Origin of the sequence: Pontivivens insulae, assembly GCF_900302495.1 — a bacterium.
In the GTDB taxonomy this organism is placed as follows: Bacteria; Pseudomonadota; Alphaproteobacteria; order Rhodobacterales; family Rhodobacteraceae; genus Pontivivens; species Pontivivens insulae.
Genome location: NZ_OMKW01000001.1, coordinates 254177 through 270870, shown reverse-complemented (window position 1 = coordinate 270870; position 16694 = coordinate 254177). Strand labels below are relative to the sequence as shown.

The 16694-nt window shown below is 59.1% G+C and carries 15 protein-coding genes; 1 reads left to right on the top strand and 14 read right to left on the bottom strand.

The features are described 5' to 3' along the window. From POI8812_RS01340 to POI8812_RS01310, 7 genes are all read right to left on the bottom strand, one after another. Window positions 1-1251, bottom strand: coding sequence for an ABC transporter permease (locus POI8812_RS01340; protein ID WP_108780734.1), 1251 nt, complete (start codon window positions 1249-1251; stop codon window positions 1-3). Continuing rightward, on the bottom strand, window positions 1248-1943 hold the full coding sequence (locus POI8812_RS01335; protein WP_108780733.1) for an ABC transporter ATP-binding protein: 696 nt from the start codon (window positions 1941-1943) through the stop codon (window positions 1248-1250). Before POI8812_RS01335 ends, POI8812_RS01340 begins: the two co-directional genes overlap by 4 nt. A 6-nt stretch (window positions 1944-1949) precedes the next feature. Then, window positions 1950-2546 (bottom strand): zinc uptake protein ZrgA, encoded by a 597-nt coding sequence (gene zrgA, locus POI8812_RS01330; RefSeq protein WP_108781463.1) that lies wholly within the window; start codon window positions 2544-2546, stop codon window positions 1950-1952. 29 nt (window positions 2547-2575) lie between these two features. Beyond that, entirely contained in the window at window positions 2576-2962 is a 387-nt protein-coding gene (locus tag POI8812_RS01325) for a Fur family transcriptional regulator (protein ID WP_108780732.1), read from the bottom strand. Between the two features lie 221 nt (window positions 2963-3183). Beyond that, window positions 3184-3648 carry a hypothetical protein gene (locus tag POI8812_RS01320; protein ID WP_108780731.1) on the bottom strand — a complete coding sequence of 155 codons (465 nt, stop codon included), beginning with the start codon at window positions 3646-3648 and terminating at the stop codon, window positions 3184-3186. A gap of 92 nt (window positions 3649-3740) precedes the next feature. Next, window positions 3741-5471 (bottom strand): bifunctional helix-turn-helix transcriptional regulator/alpha/beta hydrolase, encoded by a 1731-nt coding sequence (locus POI8812_RS01315; protein WP_108780730.1) that lies wholly within the window; start codon window positions 5469-5471, stop codon window positions 3741-3743. A gap of 149 nt (window positions 5472-5620) precedes the next feature. Next, window positions 5621-6358, bottom strand: a complete 738-nt coding sequence (locus POI8812_RS01310; RefSeq protein ID WP_108780729.1) for a class I SAM-dependent methyltransferase — start codon at window positions 6356-6358, stop codon at window positions 5621-5623. 84 nt (window positions 6359-6442) lie between these two features. On the opposite strand from POI8812_RS01310, the gene POI8812_RS01305 reads away from it, so the two are divergent. Continuing rightward, the gene (locus POI8812_RS01305) at window positions 6443-7357 is read left to right on the top strand and encodes a LysR family transcriptional regulator (RefSeq protein ID WP_108780728.1); all 915 of its coding nucleotides are present in this window, start codon (window positions 6443-6445) and stop codon (window positions 7355-7357) included. A gap of 23 nt (window positions 7358-7380) precedes the next feature. On the opposite strand, the gene POI8812_RS01300 is transcribed toward POI8812_RS01305, so the two are convergent. The 7 genes from POI8812_RS01300 to POI8812_RS01270 all read right to left on the bottom strand — a co-directional run bounded on the left by POI8812_RS01300 (window position 7381) and on the right by POI8812_RS01270 (window position 16691). Beyond that, window positions 7381-7998 (bottom strand): response regulator transcription factor, encoded by a 618-nt coding sequence (locus POI8812_RS01300; RefSeq protein WP_108780727.1) that lies wholly within the window; start codon window positions 7996-7998, stop codon window positions 7381-7383. Between the two features lie 15 nt (window positions 7999-8013). Then, window positions 8014-10752, bottom strand: a complete 2739-nt coding sequence (locus POI8812_RS01295) for a PAS domain-containing hybrid sensor histidine kinase/response regulator (protein WP_108780726.1) — start codon at window positions 10750-10752, stop codon at window positions 8014-8016. Window positions 10753-10762: 10 nt separating this feature from the next. Then, complete coding sequence (locus POI8812_RS01290; protein WP_108780725.1) at window positions 10763-11935, bottom strand: FIST signal transduction protein; 1173 nt, start codon at window positions 11933-11935, stop codon at window positions 10763-10765. Between the two features lie 110 nt (window positions 11936-12045). Further along, the gene (locus POI8812_RS01285; RefSeq protein ID WP_108780724.1) at window positions 12046-12459 is read right to left on the bottom strand and encodes a globin domain-containing protein; all 414 of its coding nucleotides are present in this window, start codon (window positions 12457-12459) and stop codon (window positions 12046-12048) included. A gap of 219 nt (window positions 12460-12678) precedes the next feature. Next, entirely contained in the window at window positions 12679-15249 is a 2571-nt protein-coding gene (locus POI8812_RS01280) for an HWE histidine kinase domain-containing protein (protein WP_108780723.1), read from the bottom strand. Next, window positions 15242-15799, bottom strand: coding sequence for a heme oxygenase-like domain-containing protein (locus tag POI8812_RS01275; protein ID WP_108780722.1), 558 nt, complete (start codon window positions 15797-15799; stop codon window positions 15242-15244). The genes POI8812_RS01280 and POI8812_RS01275 overlap by 8 nt, the downstream gene beginning before the upstream one ends. A 106-nt stretch (window positions 15800-15905) precedes the next feature. Then, entirely contained in the window at window positions 15906-16691 is a 786-nt protein-coding gene (locus POI8812_RS01270; protein WP_108780721.1) for a carnitinyl-CoA dehydratase, read from the bottom strand. Window positions 16692-16694: the final 3 nt, after the last annotated feature.

Here is a 16694-nt window from a genome sequence, read left to right as displayed (position 1 = left end):
CTACGAACGCACCATCATACCATCGGCAACTGACATCCTGTAAGCCCGGATGGCGGGAAGCAGGCTCACAATCCCGCCAGCGCCCAGGACCGCCAGCACAACCCAAAGCTCTTGCAGGGTTGGCGGATCGATAGGAAGCCAAAGGCCAAACGCGCTATCGATCTGTGCACGTGCAACGCCGAGAACAGCGTAGACAATCGCCATACCCAACACCGCGCCTGATGCGGCCATCAGCATCGCTTCTGTCACCAAGAGTCCCAGGATCGTCCCCGGACCAGCGCCGACCGCGCGCAGAATCGCCATCTCTCGCCGTCGTTCGTTCAAACTGGAGAATAGGGTCGCCATCATCCCGATCAATGCCGTCAGAACCACCATTGCTGAAATCGCCACGAGCGCTGTTTCCGCAATACCAACAATGCCCCACAACTCCTGCAACGCGACGCCCGGCAATATCGCCAGCAGCGGTTCCTCGCGATATTCATTGATCGCGCGCTGTAAGGCAAACGTCTGCAAAGGGCTTTGCACGCCGACAAGGGCCGCCGTGATCGCCTGCGGCGTCAGATCCATATCGCGCAATACGGCTTCGGGTGTCGATTGCCCGGGTATGCGCGCACCACGACGCCAATCGACGTGGATCGCCTCGATTGCTTCGATACTGACGATAACCGTTCGGTCCACCGGCGTTCCGGTCTTTTCAAGAACACCGGCAACGCGGAACGGCAGATCATCATGCTCTGTGAAGGATGCGATCCCGTGGGCGACGACGATCGGGTCGCCCACCGCATAGCCCAGAGTTTCTGCCACATCCGCACCGATCACCGCATCGAACAGATCTGCAATCAATGCACCATCTTCAACCAGCAGGTTCTGCCCTCGCCTATAGCGATAATGCTCAAAGAAAGCTGGTGTTGTGCCCATCACGCGGAACTGACGATGACTGTCCCCCAGGGAGATTGGCACGATCCACTCGACCTCTGGCCGTGCTGCAATGTCCTGATAGCTCTCCCACGTTACATTGTTGGTCGCGTTGCCGATGCGGAACACAGAATAGAGCAGCAGTTGGACGGAGCCGGAGCGCGCCCCAACAATCAGGTCCGTTCCCGAAATGGTGTCCGCAAAGCTGGCCTTGGCGCCGGTGCGGATTTTCTCAACACCCAGATACAAAGCAACCGACAGGGCAATGGCCAGGATTGTCATCCCCACCGTCAGAGCCCGCGCAAAGAGTGAGGCAATGGCTAACCGGGCAATCATGTCATGCGTCTTTCAACCCGGGCCACATCCTCCATCCGCACCACACGATCAAAATACTGCCCAAGAGCCGGATCATGACTGACCATCAAAAGGGACGCGCGGCAGGCGGTAATCTGCTGGAACATCAAGTCGAGGAATGCGGTCTGACTGCCTGCATCAAGTGCGGAGGTCGGCTCATCCGCCACAATCAAAGACGGTTCACCAATCAGCGCCCGTGCGACGGCAACGCGTTGCTGTTGTCCGACGCTTAAGCGGGCGGCTTTCTCAGTCAGGATGCCGCCGGGCAGACCAAGTGCTGAACATAAGCGCGCTGCTTCCCCCGCTACATCCAGTACCCGGTCACGACGCGTGGGGGCAAAGCGCAAGGGTAAGGCGATGTTGTCCTGAACCGTGCCAAAGGGCAGCAGATTGAACTGCTGAAAAATCACCCCGATCCATTCCGCCCGGAAGCGATCGCGCGCACTGCTTGAAAGCTGGCTCAAGTCCTGACCGTCAACCGCCACGACACCCTGATCAGCCAAGACAGTCCCACAAATCAAAGACAGCAACGTTGATTTGCCAGACCCACTTTCGCCCAGCAGCAAAACGGTTTCTCCATGCGCGACCGAGAGTGCCTCGACCTCGATCGAGAAAGCCGTTCGGCCCGGCCAGGCATAACGCACCCCCGATAGGGAAAGGACGGGGGCAGTCATGTCTGTTCAGCGCTCCAGATCGAGGACAGGTGCAGCGCGCGTAACTTCATATGCGCGCGCTCCGGTCTCAGAGATAAGCTGAACTTCGACCTCACGCGCGTTCGGGAAAGCATCGAAATAGGCAAACGTGATTTGAGAGACCTCTGTCACGTTCTCACACTCCAGCAGATAGGTCGCATGGAACTCTGCATGTCCCTCATGCGCTTCGGTATGATCGTGATCGTGCGCATCGTCATGATCGTCGTGACCATGATCCGCGTGATCGTGCCCATCATGTTCTTCATGGTGTGCATTGCCTTCCAACTCAACGTCGACCTCGGCAATGGTACAGTCGGCTGCATCGGGTATGGTGAACAGATCGAGAGGGGCTTGCAGGAGCGTCTTCGCCGTCTCAATCGCTGCAAGGTCCTCGTCACTCTCGGCCTGATACTCAAACCCTACAATATCAGCGCCGGGGGCCGTGAACTCCATCGCGACGCTGTCCGCCTCGATCGCGATATTCAGTGTGCCGACCCCGTGTTCATGCGCATCCAGCTGGCGCGTCTCATCCGCGAGTGCAGGCCCCGCTGCCAGTGCCACGGCTATCCCAAGTGCTCTTCGCATGATCTTCCCAATCCTGATGAAAACGAGAGTCAGGCGGTGCAACCGCTGCACCGCCCATGAATTTCAACAATATGCCGCTCTGCCTGGAACGCTGTCCTGTCCGTCAAAGCTGACAGCTCTGGAAGTAAACCGCTGCCGTCATGCTCTTCTACGGTCCCGCATCGTTCACAGATGGCGAGCACCGGAACACTTTCAGAATGCTCACACCGACACGGCACGAAGGCCTTGATTGACTCCAGCTTGTGAGCCTGACCCTGGACCGTCAGCGCCGACAAAGTGCGGTAAACGGTAGGCGCGGCAATATTTGGCTCCTTCACCTGAAGGCATTCCAGGATCTGGTAGGCCGTCATGGGCCTATCAGACCCCTTGAGAACCGTCAGAACATCGCTCTGACGCGCCGCTGCTCGCTTCCGCATGACCTACGCCCTATGCAATCGCACCACATCCGTACTTTATAAAGTAACAGTCCGACAAGCAAAGGCAATCAGTACCTTGCACGATCACCTGATAGATTGACCCAGGTGGGAAACAGCAGAAACAATTCGCCCCGCGACGGTGCGGGGGCACTCCGTCGCGGGGCATTTAACCGACACTGCAAACCTACTGCTTGGGACAGGAAGAGTCAGTGCGTGCCGGATCAGAAGGACTCAACGTGTAGGGTCGCGTCGCAATAACCGCTGCCATAGGTGCCGACCCAAACATCGACGTACCCGGTGCGGGGGGAGTAGAGGTGCACCTCCGCGTTGGTTCCACCGGCTGAGTCATCGTCCCAGTGCCACCGACCCGTCGCATCGTTGACCATCAGCACGGTGTCACAGCCCGCACGCGCCTGAAATCGCAGCGAGTGATTGGCGTTATGGGTATAGTAGAAGGTGAAATCCGGTGCACGCGCGACATTGCCGACACCGGGAACAGAACCGCAGCGGGCCAGATCGACCGACCCTCCCGCAATCACTGGATAGCGACGCTCGGTCCAGGCGTCGGTGCTTGAAAAGCGATCTGGCGTGCCATTCAGGCTATAGTCTGGGCAAGCCTGCGCAGCACCAGCCGCAGAAAGACCCGCCACCATGGACAGCGCGAGGATCGTGGAACGTTTAAACATGGGGCACACTCTCGAAAATTGGTGTGCCGCTTGTGCGCGATCCGCGCGCAAATCCAAATATCCCATATGGGATAAGTGCGCCGCTTTTGGTTCTAGCCTGCCAAGCGATCCGTTAGCGCATCGGCATGCGGGATGGCATCCAAAACTGCATCCATCCGCTGGTAGAACAAAAGATGCGCCGCCCCGGATAGGCCAAGCACCTTGGTGTCATGCTGCGCGTGCGCAAATGTCCGCAGCAGATCTGGTGAGTAGACCGGATTGCTTTCCCCTACGCAAAGGACGACGGGGCAACGTGTTCCGTCAACCACCGGCTGCCAGTCCAACCCGCATAAGGCCAACTCGTGAGAGAAGCTGTCATAGCCCTGCTCAATCGTTTTCGAGAAGCTTTTGCGGAACCCATCACGCAAATGCGGGTCCTGCATGGTTTCGTGGTCAATCTTATTGTCCAGGAACCGTGTGAGAAATTCCTCATCAAACCCAGCTTCGACTTTGGCCAGCATGGCATGAACCAGCATCCGCCCAACTTTGGGGGCACGCCGCATCAACATGAAGCGCAGCTTTTCGTCAACCGAGATCGCGGACACATGCGCACCGCGATGACATGGCGTCGTGGGGTTCACCCCGATAACGGACTCGACCCGGTCAGGCTGATGACATGCCAGCCCGTAGGCAAACATGATCGAGGTGATGTGCCCGATCACCGGGCAACGTTCGATGCCCAACATATCAAGCAGTTCGGCCATATCCGCGGCATAGTCTCGAAACGCGCTCATCGTGGGATCGGACGGCGGCGAGCATCCCGCCATACCCGGACGCCACACCATGATCAGGCGCAACCCCCGTGCGAAAAGCTGCCGATACATCCCCGGCGTCAGCGTCGTACCGCCCAGCAAAGCCGGAAAAAAGACGATGGACCGACCGGCAGGCGGGCCGGCTACCTCATAAGTGAGGACACGCCCTGCCGAGCTTTCAAAACGGCGGCGCGGATGATTGTCCGCATCGTCCCAGGCCGGGGACCGGGTACCGCGTGCCTCATTCTCGGCAAAAGCGGCATAAAGACAGGCAAGTTCCGTCTGAGAACGCAGGTGAAGCTTCGCCAACAGCCGTTTCGCCTGCAAGCGCACGGTGCTGACCTTGCGACCGCGTTCTTCCGCCAGATCACTTAATGTCATGCCAGTTACAATCGCGCGCAAGATCTCCAGCTCAGCCCCGGTCAACTTCATCAGGTCCTTGAACTTCGTTGCCAGAACGACGTCCCAGATAGCGCTCATCTCGAACAGATATCCTGTCGCGACACCATTATCGTCGCGCACTTGCTTCAGCCCCATCTGTCGGGGCGGGCCGCCCTGGGCGTCCATCATTTTGAAGATGCCAAGGATACGATTGTCTTCAACCGAACCCAGCCGCGACAATGCGGCCCTGAATGCCGCTTCCGAGCCCTCTTCGAGCAAGTCGATATCAATCGGCCCATCGGTCGCCAAGCCCAGCGCCCGACGCGCTGCATCATTCGCATAACGGACTTCTGCACCCTGCCCGACCATCGCCAACGCGCGGTGGTCCTGCTCCATCAACTGAATGGCGTTCCATGCTGGACGGCGCTGCCGCGATCCTTGGTGCAGCATCTCCAACGCATTTGCGAAATGCGCTTCCAGCGACCCGAACTCACCGGCAATCAGCTCTTCACCGGATGTGCTTCCATCGCCCCCAGCCTCACGCAGCCGTGCCGACAGCCCTTCCTGCAACTCATAGAGCCGCTCAGGACCAATCGCCATGGCATAGGCCAAAGCTACAAGGGTCTCATCTGTGGGAACGCTGTTCGTCATGGTCCATTAAAGTGGGCGCTGTGGTTAAACGCAGTGAGTGCCGGATCGATCCTGCGATCACAAGACCTAAGGGAAACTACGTTGCGAGAGTCACTTTGGCTCACGTCAGTGTCTATGCGACAGTTGGTCGTCGCAGCTCTGTCCAACGTTCACAAAGGTTTGTGCGCGACATAGGCGATGCTGAATTTTCGGGCCGGATACGCCTTAGAAAAAGGGAGCGCTTTGGTGCGCGTGAAGCCCGCGGCATTCAGCCATGATTTTGCTTTGCCGATACTGACACTGTGTGTTCGCCATAGCAGCTGGACATAGGCCCCGGCCCAGCTGCGGCGGGTGATGCTTGTGATCAACACTCCGCCAGGCCTTAAGACGCGAAAGAGTTCGGCCAGCGCCCGGGCCGGGTCCGGAATGTGCTCAAGCACATGTGCCATCATTACGATGTCGAGGCTCTCATCAGGCAGGGGCAGTCGCTCTATGTCACCTTGGGTGAGTGTCAGCGAGTGCACGAGGGGTTTAAGCCGCTTCCGTGCCTCGGACAGCATGTCTGCGGAAATATCGACGCCACTCAATGCAACTTGCCCGGGCCACGTCCGGCAGAGCGCGGTCGACATCGCCCCTGTTCCGATACCGGCATCGAGCACCGCGATCGGGCGGGTATGATCGGCGAAAACATGCGCGACGTCGGCGCGGGTTAGCAGCTCTTCATAAGCCTGTTCAAATTGCAGCCGGTCGATGCGGGCCTGCCAGCCAGCGGCAAAGCGGTCATATCGGGCGCGCAAATGATCAGGGCTTAATACCTCGCGCGCGATCGAGATGCGCCATCCGCCCATCCCGAACGCAATTACGGGAACGGTCGGTGCAATCGTGGTGAGAGGGGCGCTGTCAGACATGGGTATCTCCTTTGCGCTCTCTTTTCAGCTATTCGAAATCTGTATAAAATTGACGAAATTGGGATAGTGGATATACAAAAAACTATGAACTGGGCCGCGATCAGCTTTGACTGGAATCATGTACGTGCGTTTTTGGCGACGGTGGAGCACGGCTCCCTATCCGGTGCAGCGCGGGCGTTGGATCAGACGCAGCCGACATTGAGCCGACAGATCTCCGTGCTGGAGGATGCTTTGGGCCTGACGCTGTTCGAGCGTGGGACACGCAAGATGCAGATCACCGATGCGGGCGCTGAATTGCTAAGCCATGTGCGCGCCATGGCGGATGCAGCGTCGCGGATCTCATTGTCGGCAACGGGGCAGAGCACTGCGGTTGAAGGCGTGGTACGCCTGACCTGCAGTGACGCGATGGCGGCATACGCCATGCCTGAATGCCTGATCGCTTTGCGGAACGCGCATCCGGGCATTCGGATCGAGCTCATCCCGCTCAATCAGGTTTCAGATCTTACACGCCGGGATGCGGACATTGCCATTCGCCATGTCCGGCCAGAGCAGCCCGATCTGGTGGCAAGAAGACTGGCGGATATCGAGGTAGGGCTCTTCGTGGCACCGTCGCTGGCTGAACGATACGGCCCCTTGGAGACGGCACAGCAAATCTCCGCCTTGCCGTTCATCGGGTTCGAAAAGGCGGAGCGGTTGATCCCTCAGCTGAAGCATATGGGTCTGGATGTGAGTGTGGAGAGTTTTGGGATCACGACGACCAGTGGAAGCGCGATGTACGAACTCGCCCGCGCGGGGGCAGGGGTGGCAATCCTTCCTGTCACAGAAGGCAGGGACCGAATGGGACTGGTGCGTGTGTTGGATGACCGCCCCACCATGAGCGTGCCGGTGTGGCTGGTCACGCATCGCGAAATTCAGACCAGTCGGCGGATCCGGCTGACATTTGACCATTTGGCCGGGTATTTCTCTGAACGTCGCTGGTCAACTCTTGGCGCAGGGTAAGTGCGGCGTCTCGCTGACCGCTCTCAGACGAGTCCCGCTTCTTTCCCGATCATCGCAGCATGTGTGCGGTTGCGCGCTTCCAACTTGCGGGACAGCGTCTTCACGTGAAGCTTCACGGTGACTTCCTGCAAATCCAGCTCGCGCGCTATTTCTTTGTTGGACAGCCCACGGCAGAGGCCGCCGAGCACCTGAAGTTCCCGTTCTGACATTTTGGCCGCAAGAGGATGTTTTGCGACCTCTTCTTCCTCGCGGGTCAGGAAATCGTGCGGGATATAGGTTTCGCCCATGCACATGAACCTGACCGCATTGACGAGCGATTTGGCCGCGATCGTTTTGGGCAGAAAGCCCGCGGCACCCTGATCGACGGCCTTTTGCGCGATCTCCTTCGGTGCGATACCGGACATGAGCGCGACAGGTTTGCCGCCATTTGCCGCCTGCGCTTCGCCCAATCCGTCGAGCCCGTTCATGCCGGGCATTCCATAGTCGAGCAGCACGAGATCATAGGGACCGTCTTCGGCAATCCTGTCCTTTGCTGATGGCAAATCCTCTGCCAGGACCACCTCGAATTCCCCCTCATTGGTGAGAAAGGCGCTAAGCGTTTCGCGCACAAGGTCGTGGTCGTCGGCAATCAGAATGCGCATGAGCAGGGCGTTTCCTCAGTCACGGCCCGGCAGGGCCTCCGAAATGGCTTCGGCCAGTTTGCGCAAATCGACGGGTTTGGCAAACAAGCCGGCGATATTTTCGGCCCGCAGGCGTGGGTCGGTGGTGCGCCGGGCCAGCGCGGTTACGACGAAGATCGGTACATTCGGGGCAACGGTGCGCGTGTGCTCCACCAACTCACCACCATTCATTCCGGGCATATCGTAGTCTGTGATCAGCGCAGACCAAGAATCGGGATCTTCTGCCAGCGCCTCGGCTGCATCCAGCGGATCTTCGCAGGTCGCGACCTCGGCCCCTTGGGCTTCGAGGAACGCAGAGAGGACTTCGGCAACGCCTGAATCATCGTCGACCACCAGCAGTGTCGTGCCTGCAAGTGAAATGTCAGTCGCGGTATCGTCGCTTTGCTGCGCTGCTTCAGACAGTTCGGCCAGAGGACAGAACAGGCGCATGATCGTTCCTTCGCCCAAGGTGGATTGCACGTCGATTGCGCCGCGCATGGCGCGGATCTGCGTCGCGGCGACGGCAAGGCCCAGACCTGTCCCCTTGGCCCCTTTTGTTGAGAAATAGGCATCGAATAGCTTTGGCAGGGCGTCAGCGTCTATACCCGCCCCCTCATCCTGGATTTCGATCAACGCATAGTGCTGACCTGCTTCGAGCACGCCAACGGCCTCCTGCGTTGTACGTTGGGGCGTGTGACTCGACAGGCTGAGTGTAATCTGGCCCGGACTGTCCCCCATCGCATCGCGTGCGTTGAGCACCATGTTGAGCAGGATTTGCGATAGCTCCGCCATATCGCCCTCGACAACGAGTGCCTGAGGACCGGCATCAATTTTGAGGCGCTGATTGCCCGGGAGGTTGGACCCGAGAAGATCGGGGAGGTCGGTCAGGGCCGATCGTAGGTCGAACAGGCTGTGATCTTGCGCCTCGGTGCCCATATCGAGCAACCGGTTGACCAGTTTGGCGGCAGATCGACCTGCCGTCTCGACCCGAGCGGCATGCCCGCGCGCCTTCTCATGAACGTTGTTGTCCATCGAGATCAGAGACGCGGACCCCATGATTGCGGACAGCACGTTATTGAAGTCATGGGCCAATCCAGCCGTGATCTGCGAAACAGCCTCCCGCCTTTGGGCAACGGCAAGTGCCTCTCCCAAGCTGCGGGCCTTGTCCTCTTCCCGCAATCGGGCGGTAACGTCCCGAATGACCAGCACGGTCCCATAGCGTGTGGGGGAAAGGCTGATCTCATGCCTTTCCTCCTCGCGCTCGCCAGAACGGGCAACGATGGCCGGTGTCTCCATATCTGGCTCTGCCCCAACATAACGACGCGGCCACTTGTGCCCCATCGCACTTTCCTGATCGCGGAAACCCAACAGGCCGACCGCTGCGCTGTTTAGCGAGAGGATGCGGCCGGATTTGTCCACCAACGCAATCCCGTCAAGGGCTGCATCAAGGGCGGCGAGCTGTTGCAAAGACACCCTCTCCGCCACTTTCAACGCCGTGATGTTGGTCGCGAAGACCACAAAGGCGCCATCTTCCATCCGCGAGGCATTCATCAAGAAGGATCGGCCATCGGGGAAAGACACTTCGCGCCGTGCGCCTTCGCGCGCCAATCTTGCGAAATCGGGAACGCGCAGCTCCTCCGCAGGGGCGCGGGGCAGGGCATTGAGGTAATCGGCCCAATTGTCGATGAAACGTGATCCGCGTGCCCATCCAATGGTGTCAGATGGGAATTGTTCGCGCATGGCGGCATTGGCAAAGATAATCTGGCCGTCAGGCTCAACGATGAGAAACGCATCTTCAGTTGCACGAAGCGCAGCCTCCATCCGGGTGCGGACCGCGTCGCGATCCTCTTCGGCCTGCACCCTGACGGTGGCGTCAGTTTGGGTGGCGACCAGATGGGTGACTTCATCCTGTTCGTTCAGCACTGGAAATAGCGTGAGTTCGTTCCAGAATCCTTCCCCCGACTTGCGCTTGTTGCGCAACAGAAACCGCCCGCGCCCATTCTGGGCAACCGTCGCGCTTAACCGACGGCGTTCAGGGGAGTTTTCCGGTTCTGCCGTCAGGAACCGGCAATTGCGGCCTAACACTTCCGCAGCGCTATAGCCCGAAAGCTCTTCAAACGCCGGGTTCACGTAGATCAGCGGTTTTTCATCCGTGCGTGCATCCGAAATGGCAAAACCAGAGGACGATCCCTGAATTGTCGCGGCAAGCAGGGCGTTTTCACTCACCAGCTTCGCAGACCGCCACCCTTGTGCTGCTAGGGGAGCAACCTTGCTTGCAAGCTCTGAGTCGAGGGCCGCGAAGGCAGCGGGCTCCTGAGCCAGCACCAATAGTGTCAGCTCGCCCCCCGCGGGTGCCACAAGGACACTGTTTAGGTCGTCAAAGGACAGGGCATCGCTGCTCCATTCCCCTGCGGCATGCAGATCCATCAGATTGCGCTGGCGTCGAAAGGGTGAGAAGGGGAACACAATCTCTGCACCCGCGGGCGTGCTCCCGTCCGAGATAGTGACCCGCGTTCGCATGCCTCCGACGCCCTCGACCAGCATCGCTTGATCGGCATTCAGGCGAGAGACCAGCACTTGCAAAAGCGCCCTGAGGCCGGTGCGGGGGTCTTCAGCGGAGTTGAGGGCCTCCAGACAGGCAAGCAGGTTCGCCGTCGTCGTGTGCGCCGCCGTCTCACGCTCCCGCAGGGTCTGCAATTCGAGAAGCGCTTCGCGAAGCGCCTCATCGCTTGCCATGTGGATCTCCTCAGCTGGCCTCGCCAAATACTATGCAAGAGATCATGAGGTTACCATGGCGGTTTTCGCCACCGACCACGGGGCCCTGCTCACCAAAGGAGAAATAGCCCGCGAATGGTGTTTCTGGCAGCGCGTCCGCAACGCCGTCACAAACAGCGTCGATGTGATCGCGCACTGCAAACATGCAGCCACCACAATAGACCATCAACGCGCCCGCGATACGGCGGTCGCGTAAGGAGCCGGCATCCTTTGCAAGTGTCGCGACCCGTCCCGCGCGGCTGACGAGGCCGCCGATGCTGCCCGACATCTGAACCAGTGTTTCCCCTTCGGCCACATCCGCGAAAAGATGCAGCCCCCCTGCGCTGTCGACGCCACTGGGGTGCGCCAGCAGATATTGCGGCACGTTATTGAGAGAGCCGATTTCCCGGCCCAAGGGCCAGAGGGTGCTCTCTGCAAGAATGGCCCGCGGTTCGTCGCCGGAAGGAGGCGCCGCAGGAACAGAGTCGGCCGTCCACTCGCGGTAGACATCCATCGCGGGTTTCCCGTCGAGTTCAAGGACATGCCGCCCTTCTGCGCGCGTAACCGTGCCGGAATGCTCTGTCGGTGCGTAGCCGTTCTGATAGGCGTGTTGCACTGGTCCGCTGGGAAAGAGAACGGCGACGGCAACTGCATCGCCCTTTAGGACGTCCTGACCAAAGACGAACCAGTCGCCTGAAACTGTATTGTCCGCAGCACTGCCACCGATGATGGGGACATGGGCAGTCACAACAGCCTCGATCCCCGCCAGAACGGCCTCCTCCCGCCCCGGTGTCGTCATCACCCAGACCAGCGCGGGCTGCTCCCCGATCCGATCGGCGTTGCGCAAGGCATCCGTCGTAGCCTGTCGGGCAGCCGCAGTCGCATCATCGGCGAGGGCGGCAGTTCCGACGCCATAGTCACCGTCGGCATCAGAAATGCAGAACGCAACTGCTCCATCAATCGGGCCCGCATCGCTCATACTACCAAGGGCAGAGGTCGCACCAATAAGCGCGGCATCGTCAGCCGCCGCGATGATTGCCGCCGGATCAAGCTCACAGTTGAGTTGGACAGAAATGAAACTCGGCTTTTCAGGAAGGGCAGAAATCTGCGCGGCGAGCGAATCTGCGCCGTCGGAAAGGCTTGCGTTGATCACGTCGATTTTCATGGCGAATCCGGTCTGCTGGGCTGTGCTGACAGGATAGATAGTGCAAAAGCGGCCCAGCCGCCCGTGGGCAGTCGGATAGGAGCGCTATACGAACGGATAGTCTGGACGTGTCAGGCCGACGTCGCAGCAATCATTTGTCCGCTCAAAGTGCCATAGACGCGGGTCCACGCAGCCTGATCTTCATCGGTGAAATCGCGACCGAGAAGGTCTTGCAAGGTTGTGATAAGGGCCGTCCCAACATGGTCGTAATGCTCGGTTTGGACGCCATAGGCGGTATGCCGGATGGCAAGATCACGCGCAGCAGGCAGCAGCGTGTCGAGCTCATCAAGATGATCGACAATGAAGTCGAGTGTTTCCACAAGCTTGCGCCCTTGAACGTCAATATCCTCACGAAACAGCGGCCGGGTTCCCGGCGCGATGCGAAAGAGATTGGCATAGAAACTCTGCGCTGTCTGGTCGGCCGCGGCCACTGCGGTCGCCCAGCCCTTGCGGACGAGTCGAATATCTGAATCATCAATTGCCATTGATGTACCAAAAGTGAGAGCCACGGGAATTGCAAGCCGAAGCGTTCAGGCGGCTGAGGGAAGGTGCCGCCCGAACGGCGTATCTTTTCATGTATCTGATGGCTGTCTCCTTTCACTAGACCACACAAGCCTACTTCCCCGCAGGCCATTGTCCTACGGCGCAAAAACATAGGCGCAGGACGCGAAAGGATAGTGGGCCTGAGCGAAAGAGATATGGCGTTAGGCGCGGCGCAAACCTGCCAACGCCTTGCGTATCTCCGCCTTTGTGTAGGGCTTCGCCACAACTGGCACATTGGGATGGGCAAGCGTCATCTCCTGCCGCTCGCCATAGCCAGTTGCGAGAATGACCGGGATTTTCTGCGCTAGACAGGCCTTTAGGACCTCGGCGGAGGTTTCTGTGCCTAAATTCACGTCCAGCAGGACGAACTCCGGCACGTCTTTTCCAAGAACCTCCATCGCGATGGCAACGCTGCCTGCCGTCTCAACACGTGTCGCCCCCAAATCTTCGAGGATGTCGACAGCCTCCATTGCGATGATCATGTTGTCTTCAACGACAAGGGCCGCGCCACTCAGCGGGCTTTCAATGTCATCGGCGCCGTTTTCATCTTGGTCCGTGTCATCGATTGCTTCACCGGCAGCCACGTGCCGAGCCGGGATTTCCAGCGCCACTTCGAGACCACCGGGATTAAACCACATCCGCGATTTGCCCTGCATTTCGTAAGGGATCGACCTTTCGATGATTGTAGTGCCGAAACCCCGTCGGCTGGGCGTTTCCACCTTGGGGCCGCCAGTTTCCTGCCAGCTCAGATGGGCCTCACCCTCTGCACCAATCGCCAGATGGATTGCGACCTTGCCACCCTCGCTGCGAAGCGCGCCATATTTGACAGCATTGGTCATCAGCTCATGAATGACGAGCGCCATGGTTGAGAACGCTGCGGGCGACAGGTCGATATCATGCCCGGTCAAGTCGACTGCGCCGAGAGCTGTGCTCTCAAAGGCCTGCAGCTCGGTCCGGATCAGTGCCTTGAGTGGAACCCAATCCCAGTTGCGGTTGGTCAACTGGTCATGAGCGCGCGCAAGGGCGCTGATGCGATCGTCCAGAATGCGGGTATAGCTTTCGACCGAAACGGCCTCCTGCCCAGTCTGGGAGACAAGGCCACGGATCAGATTCAGGATGTTGCGAACCCGATGGTTCAACTCTGCGATCAGCAATTCTTGTTGCTCAGCCGCCCGCGCCCGGGCTGCATTCGCATCGTCACTCATCTTCAGGACCACTTCGAGAAGCGTGACTCGAAGGGCATCAGCCGCGCGCAGTTCGCGCGTTGTCCAAGGTTGGCATTTGCCACGCACAATTTGGCGCCAGCTTGCGAAGCTGTTGCGCGGCGTCAGGCTGCGTCCATCGGCTGACAGGCCTGCGGCCTTGTTCGGGTCTCCGGCCCAATTCACCGATTGCGCCAGCTCCTGACGGAAGAAGACAATGTAGTCGCGTGGCTTTCGCGAGATCGGCAGCGCGAGGAAACCAGCCGCCCGATCTGCAAATTCCTCTCCTTGCGGATAGCGGGCGACGATCTCATCGGTTTTGTAGATTTCTCCCGGTGGTGCGGTGTTCAGGAATCTGGCGAGGCGGCTGAATTCCTCAGCCGTTGGCGCCCGCCCTTGCGAGCGATAGACGCTATCGGTGAAAATCGCGATCCCGTCGAATGAAATCACCTCGGCAATTTCCCGTTCGAAGGTTTCGAAACTGTCCAAAAGACTTTCGCCGCCGCTCATGCGCGACATGAAGCGACCATGCATCTGGTTGGCGCGCTCGATCTCCTCCAACTCCTGACTGGCGAGACGCTGATTGAGCTCGTAGTTGAAGAACTGGCTGAAAAGCTCAACCGTCATGCGTTTTTCAAACCCGATATGCCGGGGGCTGTTGTGGTGGCACGAAAACAGGCCCCAAAGCTCCCCTTTGCACAGGATGGAAACCGTCAGAGTGGCGCCTACGCCCATATTGCGCAGGTATTCCAGATGAATGGGGGAGACCGCCCGTGTCGCCGCGAGCGACAGGTCAGGTGGCGTTCCGTCGGGGCTAATCCGTGGCTCGATCGGGTGAATTTGGCCGTCCACGTCTTCGATGAGCCGCAAAAGGTTCCGTTTGTAGAGCGCGCGGGCCTGTTTGGGAATATCCGTTGCAGGGTACCTGAGGCCCAGAAACGGCTCCATCCCCGGATTGGCAAACTCTGCGGCCACCGTGCCGGATCCGTCCTCTTCGAAACGGTAGACCATGACACGGTCATAGCCGGTCAGCATCTTGAGGCCGCGCGCGGCCTCCCGCGCCAAATCTTCGACTTTTCCATGGCGACGGATGCGCGCGAGCAGACCCTGAACGATCTGGGAATCCGCACCGACGCGCCGCCCGGCCGCGCGCTGTTCAAATTCGAGAATGACATGCTGCCCAGACTGGTGAACGGCAATGTCGAATGGGCGTCCATCTTCGAACAAGTCAAAATCAAAGAGACGCGCCACCGCATCCGGGCCCGCCAGCATCTGAACCTGTGAGCGCAGGTCGTGCACCGACTTTTCCGGCAGAATGTCACGCAGAGGAACACCAACCAGATCCCCCGCAGACCGCTCGATCCCCAAAATCTGGCCGACATTCATCGAGATGTGGGCAATGTTCCAGTCCGAAGAACATGCGATCAACGCACCATAATTTTGGACATGCCCAAGCTGGTGGATCGGCTCCCGATCACAGCTTGTAAGGTCTACGTCGTCGATATGGTGAACTGAATTTTGCTCAGACATGGGCTTTCACTCGGTGACGTGCAGCATCTTCTGCAAGGGAGAGGAATGTGCCGAATAGAGCATTCGCATCCGTCACCACACGATCGGCGTGATGGCCGAAGGCGGGCTGAGCGCTCGCTTCTGCAACGAAGGCGCGCCAAAGCTCGATATAAGATGGGGCGCTGAAATAGGCTTCGGGTCGTCCAACAGCGCCGGATTGCCAGCGCCTCTTTAGGATCGAATTCCCAAGGCGCGAACCGCAAAGGACATATGCTGTCGCGAGTTGGTCAAGATTGTGGGGATTAGCGTGCGGCAAGTCAGGCGCTTCCAGCGCTGCGAGGTCAGATTTGGCCCGCAACAGCAGATCATCGACCATGACGTGAACTGGGTGAGAGAGGGGGCCCGAGCAGACGTGGACAAGACCAGCCGCTTGCATCCAAAGGTAGGCGCGCAGCCCATCTGAGCACGCCAAATCAAACGCGCTGACGCGTTCGTCCAGCGCGATATGCATTCGCATTGTGTCGCCGCGCAGTCTGCTCCGCAGCGTCATCTCATTGGCCGCATCAGTCAATGCCAACCCTCCCCAATGCTTGAAACCTATGATTGGTTCCATCGAGGACAAATTTTTTTTAGTTTTTCTTAACTATTGCGACGCTCGGCCCCGCGACGATGGTGCCCTATTTCCCTTTCCAGACCGGATCGCGTTTTTCTGCAAAGGCCCTAGCCCCTTCAAGCTGATCTTCCGAGCGATACAGCCGCTCAACAGTCTCAAACTGGCTTTTCGTGATCTTGTTGAGGGCATCCTGAAATTTCATTCCCTCCGCTTCGCGCACAACCTCCTTGATGGCCGCGTAGACAAGCGGTGGGCCTGACGCCAGCAATTCGGCAAGCTTGCGCGCCTCGCCCATCAGGTCCGCAGCCGGATAGACGTGGTTGATCAGGCCCCAGCGGGCAGCCTCGTCCGTGTCCAGCCAACGACCGGTGAACAGCATCTCCATCGCGATATGGTACGGGATCCGTTTTGGCAGCTTGATGCTGGCCGCGTCAGCAACCGTGCCAGATCGGATTTCGGGCAAGGCGAAGGTCGCGTGGTCGGCTGCGAGGATGATGTCCGCGGAAAGTGCAATCTCAAGCCCACCACCGCAGCAGATACCGTTAACTGCGGCGATCACCGGCTTGTTCAGGCCCCGCAATTCTTGCAGTCCTCCGAAACCGCCGACACCGTAGTCCCCATCCACCGCGTCCCCATCTGCGGCGGCCTTCAGGTCCCAGCCAGGGCAGAAGAATTTCTCACCAGCGGCGGTGAGGATTGCGACGCGCAATTCGGGGTCGTCGCGAAAGTCGGTAAAGACCTCACCCATGATACGGCTTGTGGCCAGATCGACGGCATTTGCCTTTGGCCGGTCGAGGGTGACTTCGAGCACGTGCCCGTTGCGCTGGGTTTTGATCGGTGCGTCGGTCATGGG